The organism is Actinomadura atramentaria DSM 43919 (genome assembly GCF_000381885.1).
In the GTDB taxonomy this organism is placed as follows: domain Bacteria; phylum Actinomycetota; class Actinomycetes; order Streptosporangiales; family Streptosporangiaceae; genus Spirillospora; species Spirillospora atramentaria.
Genome location: NZ_KB907215.1, coordinates 219,200 through 240,559 on the forward strand (window position 1 = coordinate 219,200; position 21,360 = coordinate 240,559).

A 21,360-nucleotide genomic window follows, 5' to 3' on the forward strand; every position below is an offset into this window, starting at 1 on the left:
CGCCGCCGCGCGCGTCTTCTCCTAGCGACGCCGCCGACCGAAGAGCCCGGCCGGACGCGCATAACGCGACGGAACCGTCCCGGTAAGGTCTCCTGTCCACATGGGTGGGATGCCCGTACCATCTGTGACGGTTTGGTGATGTCGACGCACGTGGGCGATCCTGGGACGCCCCACGAGGCGGCCTCTGCCTGTCCCCCCGCCCGTAGGAGGAAGCGAGCGTGAGCACGGTCATCGTCCGGCGCGGCGAGCGGCGGAAGCCGCCGCCCATGCCGCGCGGCGAATTGCTGCTGGAGTCCCCGCCGGAGCTCCCCGAGACCATTCCCCAGGGATTCCAGGCGGTCCTGACCTACCTGCCGATGCTCGCGGGTTCGGGCGCGATGGTGTTCATGATGGTCGGGCGGGGCGGCGGGACGCTGCAGTACGCGGCGGGCGGCATGTTCGCCGTCTCCATGTTCGGCATGATGCTCGGCCAGGTCGGCAAGAACAGCGGCGAGCGCAAGGTCAAGCTGAACAACGAGCGCCGCGACTACCTGCGCTACCTCGGGCAGATGCGGGCGAAGGTCCGCAAGGCCGCGCAGGCGCAGCGCGAGACGCTGGAGTGGAGCAGCCCCGACCCGTCCGCGCTGTGGTCGATGGTGATGAGCGCGCGGCTGTGGGAGCGGCGCCCGTCCGACGACGACTTCGGGCAGATCCGCATCGGGACGGGCGCGCAGCGGCTCGCCGTCCAGCTCATCGCGCCCGAGACCAAGCCGATCGAGGACCTCGAACCGCTCGCGGCGGGCGCGCTGCGGCGGTTCATCCGCACGCACTCCAACGTCCCGAACCTGCCGATCGCCGCGTCGCTGAAGTCGTTCTCGCGGATCGTCCCGCAGGGCGACCCGGAGGCGGTGTACGGGATGGTCCGCGCGATGCTGCTGCAGCTCGCCGCGTTCCACTCGCCCGACGACGTGCGCATCGCGGTGTGCGCGTCGCGGCAGCGGATGCCGTGGTGGCAGTGGATCAAGTGGCTGCCGCACAACCAGCACCCGACGGAGACCGACGCCGCCGGCCCCGTCCGCCTGATGAGCGAGAGCATGGGGACGCTGGAGGCGATGTTCGGCTCGGAGGTGAAGGACCGGCCGCGCTTCCAGCCGGGCCTGTCGCAGGACGACCTCCCGTACCACGTGATCATCATGGACGGCGGGCAGGCGTCCTATGACTCCCAGCTCGCGGCGGACGGTATCGAGGGCGTCTGCATCATCGACCTGACGGGCACGGTCGCGCCGGTCCACGAGTCGCTGATGCTGCGGCTGAACGTCACGCCCGAGCGCGTCGACCGGCTGTCGAAGGACCGCACCGGCAAGGACGTCGGCACGCGCATCTGCAAGCCCGACTCGGTCACCCTCCAGCAGGCCGAGTCGCTGGCCCGGCAGCTCGCGCCGCTGCGCACGAGCGTCGCGGCGGGCCCGGAGGAGGACGCGCTGTCGTCTGCGACGACGGTGACGTCGCTGCTCGGCATCGACAACCCGTTCAACGTCGACCCGAACGTGATGTGGCGGCCGCGCGCGCCGCGCAACCGGCTGCGCGTCCCGATCGGCGTGGACACCGACGGACGGCCCGTCCACCTGGACATCAAGGAGTCGGCGCAGGGCGGCATGGGCCCGCACGGCCTGTGCATCGGCGCGACGGGTTCCGGTAAGTCCGAGGCGCTGCGCACGCTCGTGCTCGGCCTCGCGGTCACGCACTCGTCGGAAGTGCTGAACTTCGTGCTCGTCGACTTCAAGGGCGGCGCGACGTTCCTCGGGATGGACCAGCTCTCGCACGTCTCCGCGGTCATCACGAACCTGGAGGACGAGCTTCCGCTGGTCGACCGCATGTACGACGCGTTGCACGGCGAGATGGTCCGGCGTCAGGAGTACCTGCGCGCGTCGGGGAACTACGCCTCGCTGCGCGACTACGAGAAGGCCCGCGAGCAGGGCGCCGACCTCAAACCGATGCCGACGCTGTTCCTGGTCCTGGACGAGTTCTCCGAACTGCTGTCCGCCAAGCCCGAATTCGCCGACCTGTTCGTCATGATCGGACGCCTCGGCCGCTCCCTCGGCGTCCACATCCTCCTCGCCTCCCAGCGCCTGGAGGAAGGGAAGCTGCGCGGCCTCGACACGCACCTGTCGTACCGCATCGGCCTCCGGACGTTCTCCGCGCAGGAGTCGCGCGTCGTCCTCGGCGTCCCCGACGCGTACGAACTGCCGTCCGCGCCCGGCCACGGCTACATGAAGTTCGGCACCGAGTCGATGACGCGGTTCCGCGCCGCGTACGTGTCCGGCCCCGCCAACGAGGACCTGCAGCCCAAGGAGAAGGCGGGCGCGCGCGTCGTCCGGCAGGTCGTGCCGTTCATCCCCGACTACATCCGGCCGCAGGTCATCGAGGACCAGCAGCAGGAGCAGCAGAGCGAGCACGGCGACTCGCAGGCGTCGCTGTTCGACGTCGTCGTCAAGCAGCTCGAAGGCCACGGGCCGCCCGCGCACGAGATCTGGCTGCCGCCGCTGGACCTGCCGCCCACGCTCGACGAGCTGCTCCCGACGCTCGCCGTCTTCCCCGAGCTCGGGCTGACGACGCAGCACGAGGGCTGGCGCAACCGGCTGCACGCCGTCGTCGGGATCGTGGACAAGCCGTTCGACCAGCGCCGCGACCCGATGTACGTCGACCTGACCGGCGCGGCCGGCAACGTCGGCATCGCGGGCGCGCCGCAGGGCGGCAAGTCCACGATGGTCCGGACGCTGATGACGTCGCTGGCGATGACGCACACGCCGCAGCAGGTGCAGTTCTACTGCCTGGACTTCGGCGGCGGCACGCTCGGCGCCCTGGAGGGCCTGCCGCACGTCGGCGGCGTCGCCAACCGCCTGGACGCCGACCGCGTGCGGCGCACCGTCGCCGAGGTCACCTCGCTGCTGGAGCGCCGCGAGCGCGAGTTCGCCGAGCGCGGCATCGACTCGATGGCGACGTACCGGCGGCTCCGCGCGTCCGGCGAGATCACCGGCGACGGCTACGGCGACGTGTTCCTCGTCGTGGACGGCTGGATGACGCTCCGCCAGGACTTCGAGAGCCTGGAGGCGACCCTCACCGACCTCACCGCGCGCGGCCTCGGCTACGGCATCCACCTGGTCGCGACCGTGAACAAGTGGTCGGAGTTCCGGATGAACATCCGGGACCTGTGGGGCACGAAGCTGGAACTGCGGCTCGGCGACCCGTACGAGTCGGAGATCGACCGCAAGCTCGCGGGCAACATCCCCGAGGGCAAGCCCGGCCGCGGCATCACCCGCGAGGGGCACCACTTCCTGACCGCGCTGCCGCGGCTGGACGCCGACCAGGACGCGACGACGCTCGCGGAGGGCGTCAAGCAGCTCGTCGCGGCCGTCGCCGGGAACTGGCAGGGCCCGACCGCGCCGAAGGTGCGGATGCTGCCGTCGGTGCTGGCGGCGGCGGACCTGCCCGCCCCGGCGGAGACCGGCTCGCGCATCCCGATCGGCATCGACGAGGACAACCTCGCGCCCGTCCACCTGGACTTCGCGACCGAGTCCCACTTCCTGCTCATCGGCGACACCGAGTGCGGCAAGTCGAACCTGCTGCGCGGCATCACCCGCGGCCTGATCGAGCGGTACACGCCCGAGCAGGCCCGGATGATCTTCATCGACTACCGGCGGGCGCTGCTCGACGCGGCCAACACCGACCACCGCATCGGGTACGCGGCGTCGTCGGCGGCGGCGGGCGGCCTGGTGAAGGACATCGTCGGCGCGCTGCAGGCCCGGCTCCCCCCGGCCGACCTGACGCCGGACCAGCTCCGCGACCGGTCCTGGTGGAACGGCCCCGACCTGTACCTGATCATCGACGACTACGACCTGGTCGCCACATCCGGCAACCCGGTCGGGCAGCTCGTCGAACTGCTCCCGCAGGCCCGCGACATCGGCCTGCACGTCATCGTCGCGCGCGCGTTCGGCGGCGCCGGCCGCGCGATGTACGACCCGGTGCTGCAGCGGATCAAGGAGATGGGCTCCCCCGCGCTGATGATGTCCGGCAACAAGGACGAGGGCGCGCTGTTCGGCAACCTGAAGGGGCACCCGCTGCCGCCCGGCCGCGGGTACCTCGTCGACCGCCGCACCGGCACCCGGCTCATCCAGACCGCCCAGTACGAGTGATCGGCTCCCGACCGGAAGAGGAAGGCACGCATGGCCGAGTTCAGCCTGGGCCCAGGGTTCGAAGCGTTCCAGCGCGACATGGAGCGCCAGATGGGCGACTTCACCAAGATGCAGGAGGACATCAAGGCCGCCGTCGGGCGCGGTGAGGCCGCGGACGGGCGCGTCGTCGCCGAGTACCGCACCGAGGGCGGCCTGACGAAGCTGGAGATGGACCCGCGCGCGATGCGGCTCCCCTCCGCCGAGCTGAGCGAGGCGATCCGGGAGGCCGTGAACGCGGCGTCCAAGGACCTGCAGACGCAGGTGCAGGCGGCCAGCACGAAGATGTTCAAGTTCTCCGACGACCCGGAGAAGGGCATGGACGCCTCGGCGGCGCTCGCGTCCCTCGACAAGATCGCCAACGGGTTCGCGGGGCAGATGCGCGACCTGGCGCGGGAGCTGGGCGTGCAGCAGCAGCGCGCCAAGGAGGCGATGGACAACTACACCGGCCCGAACCGGCCGGGACCGCGCTGACCGGTTCCGGCTGACGGGTTCCGGCTGACGGCCCGCGCGGGCGGGCCGCGAGCGGCGGCCGCTTGGACGGGTGTCGGCGGCCGGGTCCGGCGCCCGTGCGGGCGGGTTCCGCGTGGATGTGCGACGGCCCCCGGGGGAGTTTCCCGGGGGCCGTCGCTGTGTCAGGGGATCACTTGTCCCAGGGCGGGGTCTCGTCCTTCGCCTCGGCGAAGGAGCCCTCGCGGTTGAAGACCGGGGTCTTGGCCTCGTACTTGTCCGAGTAGTCGCCCTTGGGGTCCCAGTTGCCCTCGTAGCCCGCCTCGGAGCCGGACTTGCCGTGGCCCGCGCCGACGTTGAAGCCGCCGCCGACGTTCTCGTCCTCGTCCCAGGTGAGCTTGCCGCCGCCCTTGACGTCCATGACGTCGCCGGGCAGCGCGCCCTGGTGCGTCGCGCCGACCTCGCCGCCCGCCCAACCCTTGTCGTCGTTCTTGACGTTGCCCGCGACCTCCGACTCGCCGAACGGCGTCTCGGCCTTGACGCCGCCGCCGACCGTCCAGGTGCGGTTGATGTCGCGGTCGGCGTCCAGGTCGATCTCGGTGATCGGGAAGCCCTTCCGCCCGGACGTCCCGCCGCCCGGCAGGCCGCCGCGCGTCGCGCCGCCGGACCGATTCAGCCACGACAGGCCCGCGTTTCCCGCGTTCTGCAGCAGGTTCGCGGCCGAGCCCGCCGCGCCCGTCTTGAACGCGCGGTCGAACGCCCCGTCCGCGCCCGCGTTGCCGTGGTCGCCCTGGTAGTCGGCGGTGAACGACGCGCCGCCGAACATCGCCGCGCCCGCGATGCCGCCCGCGGCGGCCAGGATGCCCGTCGAGACGTTGGTGATCGTCGCGCCCGTCGTGGCGAGCGCCAGCAACTCGGGGTAGGCGACCGAGCCGACGACGCTGGCGAGCGCCGCCGCCGCGAGGACGGCCAGCGCGTCGATGTAGACGGCCATGCCCATCGCGAACACCGCGTAGGCGAACAGCGCGTACGCCAGCGTCATCATCGCGACGGCGACGGCCATCAGGTAGTTGTGCAGCGCGTCCACCTGGAGCGAGAAGTCGTTGACGCTGTTCTCGTAGGCGGTGCGGTCCTCCATGTTCCACGCGTACTCGGGGATCTGCTCCACGAGCGTGCGCAGGTGCTCGGCGGCCTCCTGGATCTCGCCCGCCGCCTTGCTCCAGTCCTTGGCGGCCTTCTCCAGGTTGCCGGGCTTGCCGGTCGAGAGCCGGAACATGAACGAGATCATCAACGCGGGCGGCAGGACGACGGCCGCGCTCACCATGTCGGTCGCGGCGGCCATCAGGCTGTCGGCGGTGCCGACCACGGAACCGCCGGTCAGCCCGGCGACGATGCCGCCGCCCGCCGCCGCGCCGCCGCCGCGCAGGCCCTTCTGCCGCGCGTCGTGGATACGCGAGTCGGTACCGGAACCGGTCGTGGAACCGCTGCCGGAACCGCCGGAGCCCGTACCGGTACCGCCACCGGAACCACTTCCGGTGTTGGAACCGCCCGAGCCGCTACCGGATCCGCCGCCGGAACCCGTGGCGGTGCCACCGCCGGAACCGCTTCCCGTACCCGTGCTCGCACCACCGCCGGAACCGGTGTTGGAGCCGCCGCTGGGACCGGTATCCGCGCCGCCGTCGGAGCCTGTGTCCGCACCGCCGCCGGACCCTGTGCCCGAGCCGCCGCCGGACCCAGTGTCCACACCGCCGCCGAAGCCGGTGCCCGAGCCGCCGCCGGAGCCTGTGTTCGCGCCGCCGTTCGCGCCGGTGTCGGAACCACCCGCGTTCGCGCCACCCGCCGGGGCTCCGCCGGTGTTCGCGCCGCCTGTGTTGCCGCCGGTGTTCGAGCCGGTGCCCGTGTTGGAGGCCGTGTTGGAGCCGGTGTTAGAACTCGTCGTGGAGCCGCCCGTGGTCGGGGTCGTCATCTCGGTGTCCTTCGATCAGGCCGTGTTGGCCTGTTCGGCCTGGCGGTAGGTCTTGGCTCCGGCGTCGACCTTGGCGGCGTAGCCCTTGGCCGTCTCCATCAGGAGCTTGATGTCCTCGAAGGCGAACTGGACGGCGATGGGGTAGGCCGCCGACGCGCCCGAGCAGGTGATGCTGAAGTCCCCGCCTTCGAGGTTGTAGGTCCCGTCGGTGTTCACGGTGTCGCCCGCGCTCTTGAGCTTGGGGACGACGTCGTGCGTGATGTCCTCGGCATGCTGGGCGATGCGCTGGGGATCGGCGTTCTTGGGCGCCACGTATCGGCCTCCTGTCAGGGGGTCGCCGGTCACGGCGGGCACGTCCTGCTGGCCGGATCAGGCCACAGCGGACTTGATCGAGATTAACGTAAGAGACATCCGAAACCCGGATTTACTGCGTTCCAGTGACAACAACCCGTCAGTCGACGACCTCAGGCGCAGAGGCGACCTCAGCCGCACGCTCGGGCGAAGACGCAACTTCGAGCGCGGACGCAACCTCCAACGCGCCCTCGAACGCAGCCTCCGAGGCGCGCCCGCACTCAACCCCAGACACAGGCGCGGGAGCGGATGCAGGCGTGCGTGCAGGCGCGGGCGCGGGCTCATCCGCGGACAGGGGCACATGCGTGAGCGCGGAGTCGGGCGCAGGTCCGGGCACGGACGCAGCCGCCAACGCCGACGCCGGCTCGGGCTCGGGCGCGTCCAGGCGCTCAGGCTCGGCCGCGTGCTCGGGGGCGGCTGGAAGCCGGGTCGGTGTGCGCGGGCGGCGGGACAGTGCGACGCCCGCCAGGCAGAGCGCGCCGCCGGCGAGTGTCAGCGGGCGCGGGATCTCGTCCAGGAACAGCCACGACAGCGCGACGACCAGCACCGGCACCGCGTACGTCGTCGCGCCGAGCCGCCCGGCGGACGTGCGGGCCAGCGCGAACGCCCAGGTCGTGAACGCGGCGGCGGTCGGAAAGACGCCGAGGTAGACCATGTTCAGCGTCGCCGCCGGCGGCGCGTGCGACGCCTCGGAGACGAGTACGCCCGCGAACGGCAGGCACGTCGCCGCGCCGATGAGGCAGCCGAACGTCGTCACCTGCAGCGCGCTCGCGTGCCGCAGCGCGGGCTTCTGCCCGACGACGCCGCACGCGTACGACACGGCGGCGAGCAGGCACAGCAGCACGCCGAGCACCGACGCGTGCCCGTCACCGGAAAGCGAGACCCCGACGACGACCGCGCCCGCGAACGCCACGCCGAGCCCGGCGAAGAGCCCGCGCGGCAGCCCCTCGCCGAGCAGCCGCGCGCCGAGCAGCGCGATCAGGATCGGCCCGACGTTGACGACCATCGCGGCCGTCCCCGCGTCCACCTCGCGCTCGCCCCAGTTCAGGACGGCCATGTAGACGCCGAACCACAGCACCCCCGACACCGCGATGCCCGGCCACGCCGCGCGCGGCGGAAGCCCCTCGCGGCGCACGAGCGAGACCGCGCCGAGCACCAGCGACCCCGCGAGGAGCCTGCCGAGCGCCAGCGCGCCCGGCGAGTACGACGTCCCGGCGCTGCGGATCGCGACGAACGCCGACGCCCACAGCAGGACGGTCACCCCCGCCGCCGCGAGCGCGAGCCGCCCTCCACCATCTGTCCTCTTCATGCCCGAACGCTACGTCCGGAACGTTTCGGCCCTTGCCGAACCATCGCCGCCGCCCGACCGAACCCGGTCGCCGGAACGAATCCGGTCACCCGAGCGAACGCGGTCGCCTGAACAAGCCCAGTCGTCCAGATGAACCCGGTCGTCTGAGCGGAGGCATTCACCCGAGCAGACGCGGCCGTCTCAACGAACCCAATCGCCCGAACGAACCCAATCGCCCAGACGGACCCGGTCGCCCGGGCGACGGCGACAGAAAATCAATCCCAGGGCGGCGTCTCGTCCTGCTTCTTGGTGGTGCCGGTGGGCGTGTCCGTCTGGTGGGTCCAGGTGGGCGTCTTCGGGTTGCCGTAGTTGTACGTCTCGGTCTGCTTGCCGACGTCGCCCCCGGCGACCTGGCCGCTCACCGATCCCGACACGTTGCCCTGCCCCGTCCCGAAGTCGTGCTGGCCGGTGATGCCGACCTTCACACCGCCGGTCGGGATCGGGACGCCGTCGTTGTAGCCGCCGGTCGCGGACGGCGGCCGGTCGGGGTTGTTGAACCCGACTTTGCCGGGCGTCTCGTACCCGCCGTTCACGCCGTACTTGACGCTGCCGCCCTGGCCCTGCCCGATGCCGTCCTCGTCGGTGTACTCCACGTTCCCACCCCCGGACAGGCCGGTCTTGGAGGTGAAGTTGCCCGACAGGTCGCCGCCCGCGAGGCCGTGGTCGCCGATCTTGACGTGCCCGCCGCCGGTCACCGTGTTGCCGCCGACGTCGGCCGTCACGCCGCCGCCGACGTTCCAGGTGTGGTTGGCGTTGCGGTCGGCGTCCAGGTCGACGTTCTGGATCGGCGAGCCCGCGCCGCCGCGCGAGTTCAGCACGGCGAGGCCCGCGTTGGCCGCGTTCTGGCCGAGGTTCGCCAGCGCCGCCGCCGACCCGGTCGCCTGCGCCTGCGTGAAGTCGGTGAGCGCCTGCTTGTTGCCCTGGGTGCTCTCCTTGACGGCCGCGAGCAGCGAGCCGCCCTGGAAGACCATCGCGGCGATCGTCGCGCCCGCGGCGAGGATGCCGGTCGCGACGGACGTGATCGTCAGGCAGACGGCGGCGGCGGCCTCGATCTCCGGGCAGGCGACGGCGGTGATGATCCCCGCCGCCGCCGCGGCGAACGCGACGGCGAGCGCCGCGAGGCTGGTGCCCATGCCCATCGCGAAGCCCGCGTAGATGAACAGCGCCGCCGCGTACGCGTAGAGCGTCTTGGAGACGGCCTCGCAGTACGTCGACACCGTGTCGAGCTGCTGGCAGAACTCCTGGACCTTGCGCGCGTACGCCTCGCGGTCCTGCGCGGTCCACGCGTCGGCCGGGATCGCGTCGAGCGACTGCTTGAGCTCCTGCGCCGTCTGCTGGAGCTTCTTCGCCGTCTTGTCCCACGACTGCGAGGCGGTCTCGAGGTTGTTCGGATTGCCCTTGGACAGCTTGAACTCGATGTTGATCGGAATCGCGGGCGGCAGGTCGATCGACGCGATTCCCGCGCCCGTCGTCGCGATCCCCATGAACGTGTCGTAGGCGTTGAAAGTCCCCACCGGGGCTCCTTTCCGCGGTGTCGCGTCAGACGGTCTGGATCGTGCTCGACTGCTCGGACGCCCGATAGGTCTTCGCGGTGTTGTCGATGCCCTTCTTGAAGTTCTCCAGCATGTCGCGGTGGGTGTTGAGGTCCTCGAAAGCGAACTGGAGGCCCATCGGGTACGCGACGCCGCACGCCGTCCCGGTGACGGAGAAGTCACCGCCCTCGACGGTGCCGTTGGCGTTCAGCTCGTTGCGGGCCTCGGTGAACGGGCCCGCCAGGATCTGCTGGACGTCCTGGCCGTGTTTCGCGATGCGTTCGGGGTCGATCTTGATCGTCATGCGCTGCCTTCCGGTGGCCGGCTCTCACCGTCGTTTGATCGCGCCGTGCGGGACCGCGGTTCGGGCCTTGGGCGCGGCGACACCCCCGGACGTTCCGGACGCGGTGGGACGGCGCGCCGCGGCGCGACCGGAGACCGACCGAACGAGGGAGCGGAACGCATATCGTCGTCCAACTCGGTGGAGAACAGGGGGATGTCCGACACAATAGGCGGAAGGACCGCGCGCAGTCACCCGCCCGTGGGAGACCGCGAACCGTCTGACCGACATATCCCCTAAAGTGCTATCCGGCCTGTGACTCCCCCGGCAGGAGGCTGTGGACATGAGGTGGACGGCGATCGCCGCGCTGATCGGCTGCGCGGCCCCGCTCGTCGCGGCGCCGGCGGCGCAGGCCGCGCCGCGCGCGCCCGCCAACTGCTCTCCCGAGCAGGGCGCGTACAGCAAGGCGCAGCTCGCCCAGGAGCCCGAACCGTGGTGGCTGGAGACGCTGAACGTCAAGGCCGCGCACGAGAAGGCCACCGGCCGGGGCGTCACCGTCGCCGTCGTCGACAGCGGCGTCAACGCCGCGAACCCGCAGCTCGCCGGGCAGGTGCTGCCCGCCGTGGACGTCACGCGGACCGGCGCGGCCGACTGCGTCGGGCACGGCACCGAGGTCGCGGGGCTGATCGCGGCCAAGCGCGGCGTCACCCCGTTCTACGGCGTCGCGCCGGACGCGAAGATCCTGCCGATCAAGTTCGCGGCGCAGTCCACGGGCGTCGACAGCGGCCTGGTCGCCAAGGCGATCGACCAGGCGGTGGCCAAGCACGCGGACGTCATCAACATCTCCACGCAGTCGATCGGCGACGACCCCCGGCTGCGCGCGGCCGTGAAGCTCGCGCTGGACCGGGGCATCCCGGTCGTCGCGGCGGCGGGCAACCTGGACCGCAAGCGCGGCGACGTGCCCGAGCTGATGTACCCGGGCGGCTACCCGGGCGTGATCACGGTCGGCGCGGTGGACCGGACGGGCTCCATCACGCAGTTCTCCAACCCGAAGACGCCCGTCACGGTCATCGCGCCCGGCAAGGACATCATCACGACGTCGGCGGACGGCCACTACATCGCCAAGGACGGCACGAGCTTCGCCGCGCCGATCGTCGCGGGCGTCGTCGCGCTCATCAAGCAGGCGTACCCCGACCTCACGCCCGGCCAGATCAGGGCGCGGCTGGAGCGCACCGCCGACGGCGGCAAGGGCGCGGGCAGCGGCAGCGGCATGGTGAACCCGTACGAGGCGGTCACCGCGGTCCTGCCGTCCGGCGACGGGCCGGCGGGCGGCGGCACGACGGGCGCGGGCGCGGGCACCCCGGTGCAGGTCATCGGCCCGGACAAGGTGGACGCGACGGCGCGCGGCATCGCGTTCGGCATCGCGGGCGGCGGCATCGGCCTCGCCGGGGTCGTCGTCGCGGTCGGCCTCGTCCTGCCGCTCGGGCGGCGGCGCGGCTGGCGGCCGGGCCGGGCCGTCATCGCCGACGAGGCGGCGGCGCACGAGTCCCGCTTCCGCTGATCGGCGGCGACCGGTGCTCGCGGACCGGCCGGTCGGACACGTCGCCCGCGCGCTGACGACAGCCAAGCGACGATTCAGCCCGAACGCCGCCCCAAGTGGCTAAAACCTGCCATTTCATTGCCCCCACGCCGGACCGGCCAGTAGCGTCCCGGCGCATGGCCAACCCCAGAAGAGCCCTCAACCTCACCGTGGCCGCCGCCATCGCGCTCGGCGGCGTCCTCAGCTCGGCGGCGAGCTGCACCTCGCACACCTGCGTGAACGGGTCCTGCACCGTCACGTTCAAGGACGGCGCGGGCGCGACGACGCTCGACTCGCTCGGCGACGCCTCGGTCGAGGTCCAGGCCGTCCAGGGAACGCAGGCGCAGATCCGCGTGAACAGCGACCAGGGAATCGTCGCGCAGGGCCAGACGCAGCAGATCGGCCCGTTCCGCGTGACCGCCGAGAAGGTCACCGACCACGAGGTGAAGCTGAAGATCTCCCGCTGACCCCGGGAACGCGAAGGGCCCCGTCCTCCGGAGAGGACGGGGCCCGATGCCTCGCGGCGGCGGATCAGATGGCGACCTGCAGGGCCGCCACCTCCCCGGTCTTGGCGGTGACGGCGTTGTCCACGCTCACGCCGCCGGCGGCCAGCACGCGCACGGTCCAGTCGCCGTCGGCGGCGAAGAACCGGAACACGCCCTCGTCGCCGGTGACGACCTCGGCGGTGAACTCACCGGTCGAGTCGAGCAGGCGGGCGTAGGCACTGGAGACGGGAACCCCGTCGCGCGTGACGGTGCCCTGGATGACGGCCTCGTTGTTCAGGTCGACGGTCGCAGGAAGGTGCGCCGTCTGCGCGGGCGCTGCGCAACCCTGAGTCATGACGTTTCTCCTTCTCCGCCTGGCACGGCGGGACGAACTCCGCTGGGACGCGGGGAAAAGGGGTGTTACTTGGGCTCGCCGAGCTCGATCGGCACACCGACCAGCGAGCCGTACTCGGTCCAGGAGCCGTCGTAGTTCTTGACGTTCTCCAGGCCGAGCAGCTCGCGCAGCGCGAACCAGGTGTGCGACGAGCGCTCACCGATCCGGCAGTACGCGATGGTGTCCTTGCCGAGGTCCACGCCCGCCTCGGTGTAGAGGGCGCGCAGCTCGTCGTTGGACTTGAAGGTGCCGTCGTCGTTCGCGGCCTTGGACCACGGGATGCTGCGCGCGGTCGGGACGTGCCCGGCGCGCTGCGACTGCTCCTGCGGCAGGTGCGCCGGCGCGAGCAGCTTGCCGCTGAACTCGTCGGGCGAGCGGACGTCGATCAGGTTCTGCTTGCCGATCGCGTCCACGACCTCGTCGCGGAAGGCGCGGATGGACAGGTCCTGGTCCTTGGCCTGGTACTGGGTGGCCGGCCGGCTCGGGACGTCCTCGACGAGCTCGCGGGAGTCCAGCTCCCACTTCTTGCGGCCGCCGTCGAGGAGCTGCACCTTCTCGTGGCCGTAGAGCTTGAAGTACCAGTAGGCGTAGGCCGCGAACCAGTTGTTGTTGCCGCCGTAGAGGATCACCAGGTCGTCGTTGGCGATGCCCTTCGAGGACAGGAGCTGCTCGAAGCCCGTCTTGTCGACGAAGTCGCGGCGGACCGGGTCCTGCAGCTCGGTCTTCCAGTCGATCTTCACGGCGCCGCGGATGTGGCCCTTGTCGTAGGCGGAGACGTCCTCATCGACCTCGACCAGGACCAGGCCCGGGTCGTCGAGGTGGGCGTCCACCCAGTCGGCGTCCACCAGGACGTCGGAGCGGCTCATGCGGGAACCTCCCTGTTGGAGTGATTCTTCGTGGTGATACGGCGGATCAGCAGGTACGTCTCGCAGCCGAGGCAGAACCCGAACGCGGCGTTCAGGAAGGCGGCCCCGAGGGCGAGGGCGGTGGCGAGGGTGCCGAGCCAGGAAATCCCGAGTGCGTATCCGACCGTGCCGGTCAGCGCGAAGACGAGTCCGACGCCCTGGGCGAACCTGGGCGGCCGGGCGTCCTCCGTCTCCGCGGGCGGCCCCAGGCGGGGCCGGACCAGCAGTCTGAAGACCAGTCCGTACGGGGCGAACCGCAGACCGAAGATCGTCGGAAGTGCGAACACCAGGGCCTGAGCGGCGAGCAGCACCGGATTCCCGTTCACCAGGACGGCGATGAGGACGACCGACGTCACGGCGGCGGCGAAGCGCTGCCCGCGCGGATCGACCTGCATCAGTGACTCCCGGCGCGGTAGGAGGTGCGTACTTTTCGTTCTCCGCCGCCCGGCATGCGGGCGGATGTCGGCGAAGGGCGAGGTGCTCGGGGGTGGCGGGCTCGAAGCCTCAGGCCATACGACAGAGCGAGGCGGCCACGCGGCAGAAGTCGACCGCGCGACGCTTCGTGAGCATCTGCTCTGTCCAGTAACGCACGAGCACGATGGTAAGCCGACAAACGGGACTCTGTCACTTCCATCTCAGCATCCGAGCAGAAGATCTTGGACTTCTCCCAGGTCAGCGGGCGCCGACTCACGGCCGTCTCACTGGATGGCCACACCCAGGGCGGCGATGACGTCGGCCTTGCGGGGCTGGCCGGCGGCTCGGCGGACGATGTTCCCGGCCGCGTCGAGCACCAGGACGGTCGGCGTGCGGAGCACGTTGAGGCGGCGGACGAGGTCGAGGTGCTCCTCGGCGTCGAGTTCGACGTGCGCGACGCCGTCGACCATCTCCGCGACCTCCCCGAGGACGCGGCGCGTCGCGCGGCACGGCGCGCAGAACGCGCTGGAGAACTGCACGAGCGTGGCGCGCTCCCCCAGTTCGGCCCCGAGGTCGGCGGCGGCGACGCGGTCAGCGGGCACGGCTCCTCTTCCCGTCCGTTCGCGGAGCACGCCGTCGCGGCGGCGGCGCACCAGTCCGAAGACCGTGGCGGCCGCCAGCACGGCGCACGCCACGACGAGTCCCGTCATGCCCGGTGCAACCCCTCAACGAATCGGGATGTTCCCGACAAGAAGGGTATGCAACCGAGGTCAGGGGGCCTGCTTCTCCACCTCGGACAGGTTCACGTGGTAGGCCGTCGCCGACACCCGCAGCCCCTCCGGCGTCACCTTGACGCCGCTGATCCGCGACCCGACGGGCAGGTTCGTGACCGGCACCGTCCAGCTCAGCGCGGCGACCGGGATCTGCAGCGAGCTGTTCCCGAACGACACCGGCGTGATCACGATGCCCTTGTCGGTCGCCTTCAGCTTGACCGTCGCGTCGCCGGTGAGGCGGAAGCCGAGGACCTCGCCCTGGAGGTCCATCTTCAGCTTGTCGCCCTCGGGCTTCATGCCGGTGACCTCCTTCGGCGCCTCCTTCCGGATCGCCGCGTACGGGATCACCGCCGACGCCGTGGCCTTGTCCGCGACGATGTTGCTGGCGTTGCCCGCCGCCAGCTCGTCCAGCGAGGCGTGGACGTCCTCCATGTCCACCGTCACGTCCGAGACCGTGACGCCCTCCTGCGTCCAGTCGCCGATCTTCACCTCGATGTGGCCGTACTTCCCGCCGACCGCCTGGGTGAGGAACGGGATGCCGTGGATGGTCGCGTCCGGCGGCGACGACAGGTTGTACTCGGCCTGCACCCGGTCGCTGATCTGGTCCTCGGCGACATGGACGCCGACGCGGTCGGCCGCGACCAGCCCGATCACGACCAGGACCAGCAGGACCAGCAGGAACTTGCGCATGACTCTCCTCGGGGCTGTGTGTCCTCGGGGGGACGGCGGCGCTGGTCGCCACACCCTATGCGCGGCGTCCGGCGGGGGGCGTCACCCCGGAGACTGAGACGCGGCGGGCCGCGATGGGTTCGCGGGACCATTCCGGTGTGACGTCGGCCACCCGCGGACGGGCGGTCAGCCGCCCGCGAACGGCGGCAGCACCTCCACGACGCCGCCCTCCGGCAGCACCACCGACGCGTGCGGCCGGGAACCGACCGGGTCGCCGTCCACCAGGAAGGAGCTGCGCGCCACGACGCGCGCGAAGACGTCGTCCCGCCCGGCGCGGCGGGCCGCGGCGGCGAGCGCGTCCGCGAGCGTGGCGGCGTCGTAGGGCTCCTCCGCCGTGCCCGCCGCGGCCTTCGCCGCCGCCCAGTACCGGATCGTTCCGCTGGCCATGATCACAGGATCTCATCCCGGTGGCCGGGTGACGGCCGGGTGACCTCAATCGGAATGCACCCCATTGCCCGGATGGGGCGCTCGGATATGCTCGGGGCTGAGGTGTCCGGGCGATGAGGCCACGGAGTTCATCCGCGGCCTCGACACGGCCACCCCGCCTCGCGCCGAGTGCCACGCGTGCCGGGCCGAGGATGAGCCGCCCGGACGCCACGTCCTTCACGGCGAGGAGGCGGCACTTGAGCAGCTTGCTCTTGCTGACCAACGCACTGGAACCTTCCGACGAGGTCCTGCCCGCGCTGGGCCTGCTCCTGCACTCGGTGCGGGTGGCCCCGGCGGAGGGCTCGGCGCTGATCGACGCACCGCCCGCCGACGTCCTGCTGGTGGACGCCCGCCGCGACCTGGTCCAGGCCAAGAGCCTGTGCCGGCTGCTGCGCACGACCGGACTGGACTGCCCGCTGCTGGCGATCGTCACCGAGGGCGGCCTGGCCGCCCTCAGCCCCGAATGGGGTCTGGACGACGTGCTGCTGCAGTCGGCGGGCCCGGCCGAGGTCGAGGCGCGGCTGCGGCTCGCGGTCGGCCGCGCGGCGGCGGTCGGCGAGGCCGAGGACGTGCCGGGCGAGATCCGCAGCGGCGAACTGACGATCGACGAGGCCACCTACACCGCGCGGCTGCGCGGCCGGGTCCTCGACCTCACCTTCAAGGAGTTCGAGCTCCTGAAGTACCTGGCGCAGCATCCCGGCCGGGTCTTCACGCGCGCGCAGCTCCTCCAGGAGGTGTGGGGCTACGACTACTTCGGCGGCACCCGGACCGTGGACGTCCACGTCCGGCGGCTGCGGGCCAAGCTCGGCGCGGAGTACGAGTCGCTGATCGGCACGGTGCGCAACGTGGGCTACCGGTTCGTCCCGGACCACCGGCCGGGCGAGGCGGAGGAGGCGACTCCGGTCGCGACCTGACGCGGACCCGCGGTCCGGGTCGGCCCGGACCGCCGGTCCGCGGTCCCGGAACGGTCCATCGCCGTCCCGGCGGCGAACGACGCCCTGACGGGGGTTGGTTCTCGGTCCCTGCGGCTCGGCGACGGCCTTCTCGCGGCGTCGGCCCTGAGCTCCCGGACGCGCTTCTCGCGGCGCGGTCCCAAGCTCCCGGACGCGTTCTCGTGGCGCGGCCCTGAGCTTCCGGACGCGCTTGTCGCGGCGCAGCCCTGGGCTCCCGGACGCGCTTCTCGCGGCGCAGCCCTGGGCTCCCGGACGCGCTTCTCGCGGCGCAGCCCTGGGCTCCCGGACGCGCTTGTCGCGGCGCAGCCCTGGGCTCCCGGACGCGCTTGTCGCGGCGCAGCCCTGGGCTCCCGGACGCGCTTCTCGCGGCGCGGCCCTGATCTTTCGGACGCGCGCGGCCGTGCGCGACAAGCGGCGAGGACACCCCGCGCGGCCCTGCTTCCCGACGCGTCCCCGACACGCGCGGCGAAGCCGTGCGTCCTCAGCGACACGCGCGCTTCAGAAGCGCAGCCGTGCGTCTCGCGGCAGCCGCCTTCTAAGGATGCGGCTTGGGTTTCCGAAGCGCGCAGCCTCGTGGCGCGGGCACCGCACGCGGTCCTGCTTCCCCGGCCCGCCCGGCGCTGGCTTCTCCGCGCGCGGCGGAGCCGTGCGCCTTTCGTTTCGCGGCGCGGCGGGTCAGCCGAAGCGGCCGGTGATGTAGTCCTCGGTCGCCTGCTCCTGCGGCTTGGTGAAGATCGTGCTGGTGTCGTCGATCTCGATGAGCTTGCCGGGCTTGCCCGTCCCGGCGATGTTGAAGAAGGCGGTGCGGTCGCTGACGCGCGCCGCCTGCTGCATGTTGTGGGTCACGATGACGATCGTGAACTGGTTCTTCAGCTTGGCCACCAAGTCCTCGATGGCGAGCGTGGAGATCGGGTCGAGCGCGGAGCACGGCTCGTCCATCAGCAGCACCTGCGGCTGGACGGCGATGGCGCGCGCGATGCAGAGCCGCTGCTGCTGCCCGCCGGACAGGCCCGCGCCGGGCTTGCCGAGCCGGTCCTTGACCTCGTTCCACAGGTTGGCGTCGCGCAGCGACTCCTCGACGACGTCGTCGAGCTTGGACTTGCCGCGCACGCCGTTCAGCCGGAGCCCGGCGGCGACGTTCTCGTAGATCGACATCGTGGGGAACGGGTTGGGCCGCTGGAAGACCATCCCGACCGTCCGCCGCACCGCGACCGGGTCCACGGACGGGCCGTACAGGTCGTCGTCGTCCAGCATGACCTTGCCCTCGACGCGCGCGCCGGGAATGACCTCGTGCATCCGGTTGAGCGTCCGCAGGAAGGTGGACTTGCCGCAGCCGGACGGGCCGATGAACGCCGTCACCGAGCGCGGCTCGATCGTCATCGAGATGTCCTCGATGGCGAGGGTGCCGCCGTAGTAGGCGTGCAGCCCGGAGACTTCGATCCGCTTGGCCATGGGGGTGGGACTCCTGTTCGGTGGGCTCGGGTGGTCAGCGACCGGCGGGGCGGAAGCGGCGGGCGACGAGCCGTGCCGCGAGGTTGAGCAGCATGATCAGCGCGATGAGGACGAGCGCGCCCGTCCACGCGCGGTTCACCGCGTTCTGGTTGGGGTCGCTCGCCTGGTCCCAGATGAAGGTGGGCAGCGAGCCCTGCGGCCCGGAGAACGGGTCGGTGTTGATGGCCTTGGTGAAGAAGATCGTCAGCAGCAGCGGCGCGGTCTCGCCCATGACGCGGGCGACGGCGAGCATCACGCCGGTGAGGATGCCGGTGAACGCCGTCGGGAGGATGACGAAGCAGATCGTCCGCCAGCGCGGCACGCCGAGCGCGTACGACGCCTCGCGCAGGTCGTTCGGGACGAGCTTCAGCATCTCCTCGGCGGCCCGCACGACGGTCGGGATCATGAGGATCGTCAGCGCGAGCGAGCCCGCGAAGCCGCTGTACTGGAACCCGAACGTCAGCAGCCACAGCGCGAGGACGAACAGGCCCGCGACGATCGACGGGATGCCGGTCATGACGTCCACGAAGAACCGCACGACGCGCGCGAATCGGCTGTTCCCGCCGTACTCGACGAGGTAGATCGCGGTGAGCACGGCGATCGGGACGGCGATGACGGTCGTGATCGCGACCTGCTCCAGCGTCCCGATGATGGCGTGGTAGGCGCCGCCGCCCGCGTCGCGGCCGGCGATGCCGTTCATGGAGAAGTTGAAGAACGTCGGGTCCAGCCGGTGGATTCCGTGCGCGACGACCGTCCACAGGACCGACACCAGCGGGATCACCGCGAGCGCGAACGCGATCCAGACGAAGGCGGCGGCGGCGCGGTCCTTGATCCGGCGGACCGGCGAGACCGTCCCGAGGGAGGAACTCACGCGAACTCCTTGCGACGCGCCACGACCGCGCGCGCCGCCATGTTGACGACGAGGGTGATCACGAACAGGACGAGCCCGGAGGCGATGAGCGCGCCGCGCCCGGTCTCGGACGCCTCGGCGAAGCTGTTGGCGATGTTCGCGGCGAACGTGGCGCCGCCGTCCTCCAGCAGGTGGATGTTCACGCCGGGCGCGTAGGTGAGGACCATCGCGACGGCGATGGTCTCGCCCATCGCGCGGCCGAGGCCGAGCATGGACGCGCCGATGACGCCGGATCGCCCGTAGGGCAGCACCGACATCTTGATCATCTCCCAGCGCGTCGCGCCGAGCGCGAGCGACGCTTCGAGGTGCGCGCGCGGGACCTGGAGGAACACCTCCCGCGACAGCGAGGAGATGATCGGCAGGATCATGATCGCCAGCACGATCGACGCGGTGAAGACCGAGTTCTTGCCGGGGCTGTCGCCGCCGAAGATCGGAATCCAGCCGAGCGCGGCGTTCAGGCCCTTGCTGACGCCCTCCATGTGCGGCGCGAGGACCGCGAGGCCCCACAGGCCGTAGACGATGCTCGGCACCGCGGCGAGCAGGTCCACGACGTAGCCGAGCGGGCCGCCGAGGCGGCGCGGCGCGTAGAACCCGATGAACAGCGCGATGCCGACCGCGACGGGCGTCGCGATCAGCATGGCGAGCAGGGACGACACGACCGTCCCGAACGCGAGCTGGACGATCCCGAACCGGGGCGTGGCCGCGTTGGGGTCCCACGCCTGCGACGTCAGGAAGTTCGCCTGGTCCTTCTGCAGCGCGGGGACCGCCTTCCAGACCAGGAAGGCGGCGATGGCGACGATGATCGCCAGGACGAGCGCGCCCGAGCCGCGCGCGGCGGACGCGAACACGCGGTCGCCGACGCGCCCGGTGCTCTTCGGCATGCGCGCGCGGTGCCCGGCGCGGACGGACTCCGCCCGGTCCGCGCTGCTCTCCACGCCGGTCTCACTGGTCACGGGATCTCCTTCTGCGGTCCGGCGGGGTGACGGCCCGCGGCCCCGCCGCCCGGCCGACGGTCCGTCGGCGGCGGCGGGGCGGCGGTCGCCGGTCCCCTCGGTCAGGACAGCGCCTTCACGGATGCCTGGACCTTGGTGAGGACGCTGTCCGGGATCGGCGCGTAGCCGAGGCCGGTCAGCGCCTTCTGCCCGGCGGCGCCGGAGGTGTAGGTGAGGAAGGACTTCACGAACTTCGCCTGGTCGGCGGGCAGGCCCTTGGAGCAGGCGATCTCGTAGGTGACGAGGACGATCGGGTAGGCCCCGGCCTCCTTCGTCGTGTAGTCGATCTTCAGCGCGAGGTCGTTGCCGGTGCCGACGACCTGGGCGCCGGCGACGGCCTTGGACGCGCTGTCGGCCGACAGCGCCGTGTACTCGCCCGCGCCGTTCTTCACCTGCGCGGTCTGGAGCTTGTTGTTCTCGGCGTAGGACATCTCGACGTAGGAGATGGTCCCGGCCGTGCCCTTCACCTGCGCGCTGACGCCGTCGGACTTGTTGGCGCCCTGGCCGGTGCCGTTCGGCCACTTCTTGGCGGGCTCCCAGGTCCACACGCCGGGGGCGGTGGCCTTGAGGTACTTGGTGAAGTTCTCGGTGGTGCCCGACTCGTCCGCGCGGTAGACGGTCTTGATCGCCGTGCTCGGCAGCTTGGCGCCCGCGTTCTCCTTGGCGATGGCGGGATCGTTCCAGGTCTTGATCTTCCCGGCGAAGATGCCCGCGATCGTCTCGGGGGACAGCTTCAGGCCGTCCACGCCGTCGAGGTTGTAGACGACGGCGACGGGGCCGACGACCATCGGCAGGTTCCACGCGTCGTTGCCCGCGCAGCGGGTCTTGGCCGCGGTGGCCTCCTCCGGCTTCAGCGCCGAGTCCGAGCCCGCGAAGGCGACCTGGCCCTGGTTGAAGAGCTGGATGCCGGCGCCGGAGCCGTTGGCGTTGTAGTTGAGGCCCGCGCCCGCGCACTGCCGCGCGTACTCGTTCGTCCACTCCTCGACCGCGTTCTTCTGCGCGCTGGACCCGGCAGCGTTGACGGTGCCCTTCGCGCAGTCGATGTCGCCCGAGGGAGCGGCCGTGGTGCCGCCGTTGTCGTCGCTGCCGCAGGCGGTCAGGGCGAGCGCCCCCGCCAGGACGACGCCGCCGAGGGCGGCGAGCCGGGAACCGTTCTTCACCGGAGGGTCTCCTC

At 71.5% G+C, this 21,360-nt stretch carries 21 protein-coding genes; 5 read left to right on the top strand and 16 right to left on the bottom strand.

Annotated elements, in window-relative coordinates; genetic code table 11:
- Positions 1-218 precede the first annotated feature (218 nt).
- A complete protein-coding gene (locus tag G339_RS0120405; protein ID WP_019632924.1) occupies positions 219-4,172 on the top strand; it encodes a type VII secretion protein EccC in 3,954 nt (1,317 codons plus the stop codon).
- 30 nt (positions 4,173-4,202) lie between these two features.
- A complete protein-coding gene (locus G339_RS0120410) occupies positions 4,203-4,682 on the top strand; it encodes a YbaB/EbfC family nucleoid-associated protein (protein ID WP_019632925.1) in 480 nt (159 codons plus the stop codon).
- 169 nt (positions 4,683-4,851) lie between these two features.
- Here the strand turns inward: G339_RS0120410 and G339_RS36985 are convergent, their stop codons facing one another.
- The 5 genes from G339_RS36985 to G339_RS0120435 all read right to left on the bottom strand — a co-directional run bounded on the left by G339_RS36985 (position 4,852) and on the right by G339_RS0120435 (position 10,159).
- Positions 4,852-6,624, bottom strand: coding sequence for a hypothetical protein (locus G339_RS36985; protein ID WP_019632926.1), 1,773 nt, complete (start codon positions 6,622-6,624; stop codon positions 4,852-4,854).
- A 15-nt stretch (positions 6,625-6,639) separates the two neighbouring features.
- A complete protein-coding gene (locus G339_RS0120420; RefSeq protein ID WP_019632927.1) occupies positions 6,640-6,936 on the bottom strand; it encodes a hypothetical protein in 297 nt (98 codons plus the stop codon).
- Between the two features lie 139 nt (positions 6,937-7,075).
- A complete protein-coding gene (locus G339_RS34675; RefSeq protein WP_051107901.1) occupies positions 7,076-8,284 on the bottom strand; it encodes a DMT family transporter in 1,209 nt (402 codons plus the stop codon).
- 254 nt (positions 8,285-8,538) lie between these two features.
- Positions 8,539-9,837, bottom strand: a complete 1,299-nt coding sequence (locus tag G339_RS0120430) for a WXG100 family type VII secretion target (RefSeq protein WP_026341622.1) — start codon at positions 9,835-9,837, stop codon at positions 8,539-8,541.
- 25 nt (positions 9,838-9,862) lie between these two features.
- Complete coding sequence (locus G339_RS0120435; protein WP_019632929.1) at positions 9,863-10,159, bottom strand: hypothetical protein; 297 nt, start codon at positions 10,157-10,159, stop codon at positions 9,863-9,865.
- A 319-nt stretch (positions 10,160-10,478) separates the two neighbouring features.
- Between G339_RS0120435 and G339_RS0120440 the strand changes: the two genes are divergently transcribed.
- Positions 10,479-11,696, top strand: a complete 1,218-nt coding sequence (locus G339_RS0120440; protein ID WP_019632930.1) for a S8 family peptidase — start codon at positions 10,479-10,481, stop codon at positions 11,694-11,696.
- Positions 11,697-11,851: 155 nt separating this feature from the next.
- Positions 11,852-12,181 (top strand): hypothetical protein, encoded by a 330-nt coding sequence (locus G339_RS0120445; protein ID WP_051107902.1) that lies wholly within the window; start codon positions 11,852-11,854, stop codon positions 12,179-12,181.
- Between the two features lie 64 nt (positions 12,182-12,245).
- Here G339_RS0120445 and G339_RS0120450 read toward each other — a convergent pair whose 3' ends face one another.
- From G339_RS0120450 to G339_RS0120475, 7 genes are all read right to left on the bottom strand, one after another.
- On the bottom strand, positions 12,246-12,554 hold the full coding sequence (locus tag G339_RS0120450) for a DUF1416 domain-containing protein (RefSeq protein WP_019632932.1): 309 nt from the start codon (positions 12,552-12,554) through the stop codon (positions 12,246-12,248).
- A 65-nt stretch (positions 12,555-12,619) separates the two neighbouring features.
- Positions 12,620-13,459: a sulfurtransferase gene (locus G339_RS0120455; RefSeq protein ID WP_019632933.1), complete on the bottom strand. Its 840-nt coding sequence runs from the start codon at positions 13,457-13,459 to the stop codon at positions 12,620-12,622.
- Positions 13,456-13,893, bottom strand: a complete 438-nt coding sequence (locus G339_RS0120460; RefSeq protein WP_019632934.1) for a DUF4395 domain-containing protein — start codon at positions 13,891-13,893, stop codon at positions 13,456-13,458. Before G339_RS0120460 ends, G339_RS0120455 begins: the two co-directional genes overlap by 4 nt.
- A 109-nt stretch (positions 13,894-14,002) precedes the next feature.
- Complete coding sequence (locus G339_RS41145; protein WP_353819285.1) at positions 14,003-14,068, bottom strand: putative leader peptide; 66 nt, start codon at positions 14,066-14,068, stop codon at positions 14,003-14,005.
- Between the two features lie 128 nt (positions 14,069-14,196).
- The gene (locus G339_RS0120465) at positions 14,197-14,622 is read right to left on the bottom strand and encodes a TlpA family protein disulfide reductase (protein WP_019632935.1); all 426 of its coding nucleotides are present in this window, start codon (positions 14,620-14,622) and stop codon (positions 14,197-14,199) included.
- Positions 14,623-14,682: 60 nt separating this feature from the next.
- Positions 14,683-15,375: an LmeA family phospholipid-binding protein gene (locus tag G339_RS0120470; RefSeq protein WP_019632936.1), complete on the bottom strand. Its 693-nt coding sequence runs from the start codon at positions 15,373-15,375 to the stop codon at positions 14,683-14,685.
- A 165-nt stretch (positions 15,376-15,540) separates the two neighbouring features.
- The gene (locus tag G339_RS0120475) at positions 15,541-15,801 is read right to left on the bottom strand and encodes a MoaD/ThiS family protein (protein WP_026341623.1); all 261 of its coding nucleotides are present in this window, start codon (positions 15,799-15,801) and stop codon (positions 15,541-15,543) included.
- Between the two features lie 236 nt (positions 15,802-16,037).
- On the opposite strand from G339_RS0120475, the gene G339_RS0120480 reads away from it, so the two are divergent.
- A complete protein-coding gene (locus G339_RS0120480; protein WP_026341624.1) occupies positions 16,038-16,754 on the top strand; it encodes a winged helix-turn-helix transcriptional regulator in 717 nt (238 codons plus the stop codon).
- A gap of 714 nt (positions 16,755-17,468) precedes the next feature.
- Here the strand turns inward: G339_RS0120480 and pstB are convergent.
- From pstB to pstS, 4 genes are all read right to left on the bottom strand, one after another.
- Positions 17,469-18,245 carry a phosphate ABC transporter ATP-binding protein PstB gene (gene pstB / locus G339_RS0120485; RefSeq protein ID WP_019632939.1) on the bottom strand — a complete coding sequence of 259 codons (777 nt, stop codon included), beginning with the start codon at positions 18,243-18,245 and terminating at the stop codon, positions 17,469-17,471.
- 34 nt (positions 18,246-18,279) lie between these two features.
- The gene (gene pstA, locus G339_RS0120490; protein WP_019632940.1) at positions 18,280-19,155 is read right to left on the bottom strand and encodes a phosphate ABC transporter permease PstA; all 876 of its coding nucleotides are present in this window, start codon (positions 19,153-19,155) and stop codon (positions 18,280-18,282) included.
- Positions 19,152-20,147 carry a phosphate ABC transporter permease subunit PstC gene (pstC, locus tag G339_RS0120495; RefSeq protein WP_019632941.1) on the bottom strand — a complete coding sequence of 332 codons (996 nt, stop codon included), beginning with the start codon at positions 20,145-20,147 and terminating at the stop codon, positions 19,152-19,154. The genes pstA and pstC overlap by 4 nt, the downstream gene beginning before the upstream one ends.
- Positions 20,148-20,248: 101 nt before the next feature.
- On the bottom strand, positions 20,249-21,346 hold the full coding sequence (gene pstS, locus G339_RS0120500; RefSeq protein WP_019632942.1) for a phosphate ABC transporter substrate-binding protein PstS: 1,098 nt from the start codon (positions 21,344-21,346) through the stop codon (positions 20,249-20,251).
- Positions 21,347-21,360 lie beyond the last annotated feature (14 nt).

Bases quoted from the DNA above. Each gene is read 5' to 3' on its own strand.
- G339_RS0120440 (WP_019632930.1), top strand. From the start codon at position 10,479: ATGAGGTGGACGGCGATCGCCGCGCTGATCGGCTGCGCGGCCCCGCTC.
- G339_RS34675 (WP_051107901.1), bottom strand. From the start codon at position 8,284: ATGAAGAGGACAGATGGTGGAGGGCGGCTCGCGCTCGCGGCGGCGGGG.
- G339_RS0120460 (WP_019632934.1), bottom strand. From the start codon at position 13,893: ATGCAGGTCGATCCGCGCGGGCAGCGCTTCGCCGCCGCCGTGACGTCG.
- G339_RS36985 (WP_019632926.1), bottom strand. From the start codon at position 6,624: ATGACGACCCCGACCACGGGCGGCTCCACGACGAGTTCTAACACCGGC.
- G339_RS0120450 (WP_019632932.1), bottom strand. From the start codon at position 12,554: ATGACTCAGGGTTGCGCAGCGCCCGCGCAGACGGCGCACCTTCCTGCG.
- G339_RS0120410 (WP_019632925.1), top strand. From the start codon at position 4,203: ATGGCCGAGTTCAGCCTGGGCCCAGGGTTCGAAGCGTTCCAGCGCGAC.
- G339_RS0120435 (WP_019632929.1), bottom strand. From the start codon at position 10,159: ATGACGATCAAGATCGACCCCGAACGCATCGCGAAACACGGCCAGGAC.
- G339_RS0120470 (WP_019632936.1), bottom strand. From the start codon at position 15,375: ATGCGCAAGTTCCTGCTGGTCCTGCTGGTCCTGGTCGTGATCGGGCTG.
- G339_RS0120445 (WP_051107902.1), top strand. From the start codon at position 11,852: ATGGCCAACCCCAGAAGAGCCCTCAACCTCACCGTGGCCGCCGCCATC.
- G339_RS0120465 (WP_019632935.1), bottom strand. From the start codon at position 14,622: ATGACGGGACTCGTCGTGGCGTGCGCCGTGCTGGCGGCCGCCACGGTC.
- G339_RS0120475 (WP_026341623.1), bottom strand. From the start codon at position 15,801: ATGGCCAGCGGAACGATCCGGTACTGGGCGGCGGCGAAGGCCGCGGCG.
- pstB (WP_019632939.1), bottom strand. From the start codon at position 18,245: ATGGCCAAGCGGATCGAAGTCTCCGGGCTGCACGCCTACTACGGCGGC.
- G339_RS0120455 (WP_019632933.1), bottom strand. From the start codon at position 13,459: ATGAGCCGCTCCGACGTCCTGGTGGACGCCGACTGGGTGGACGCCCAC.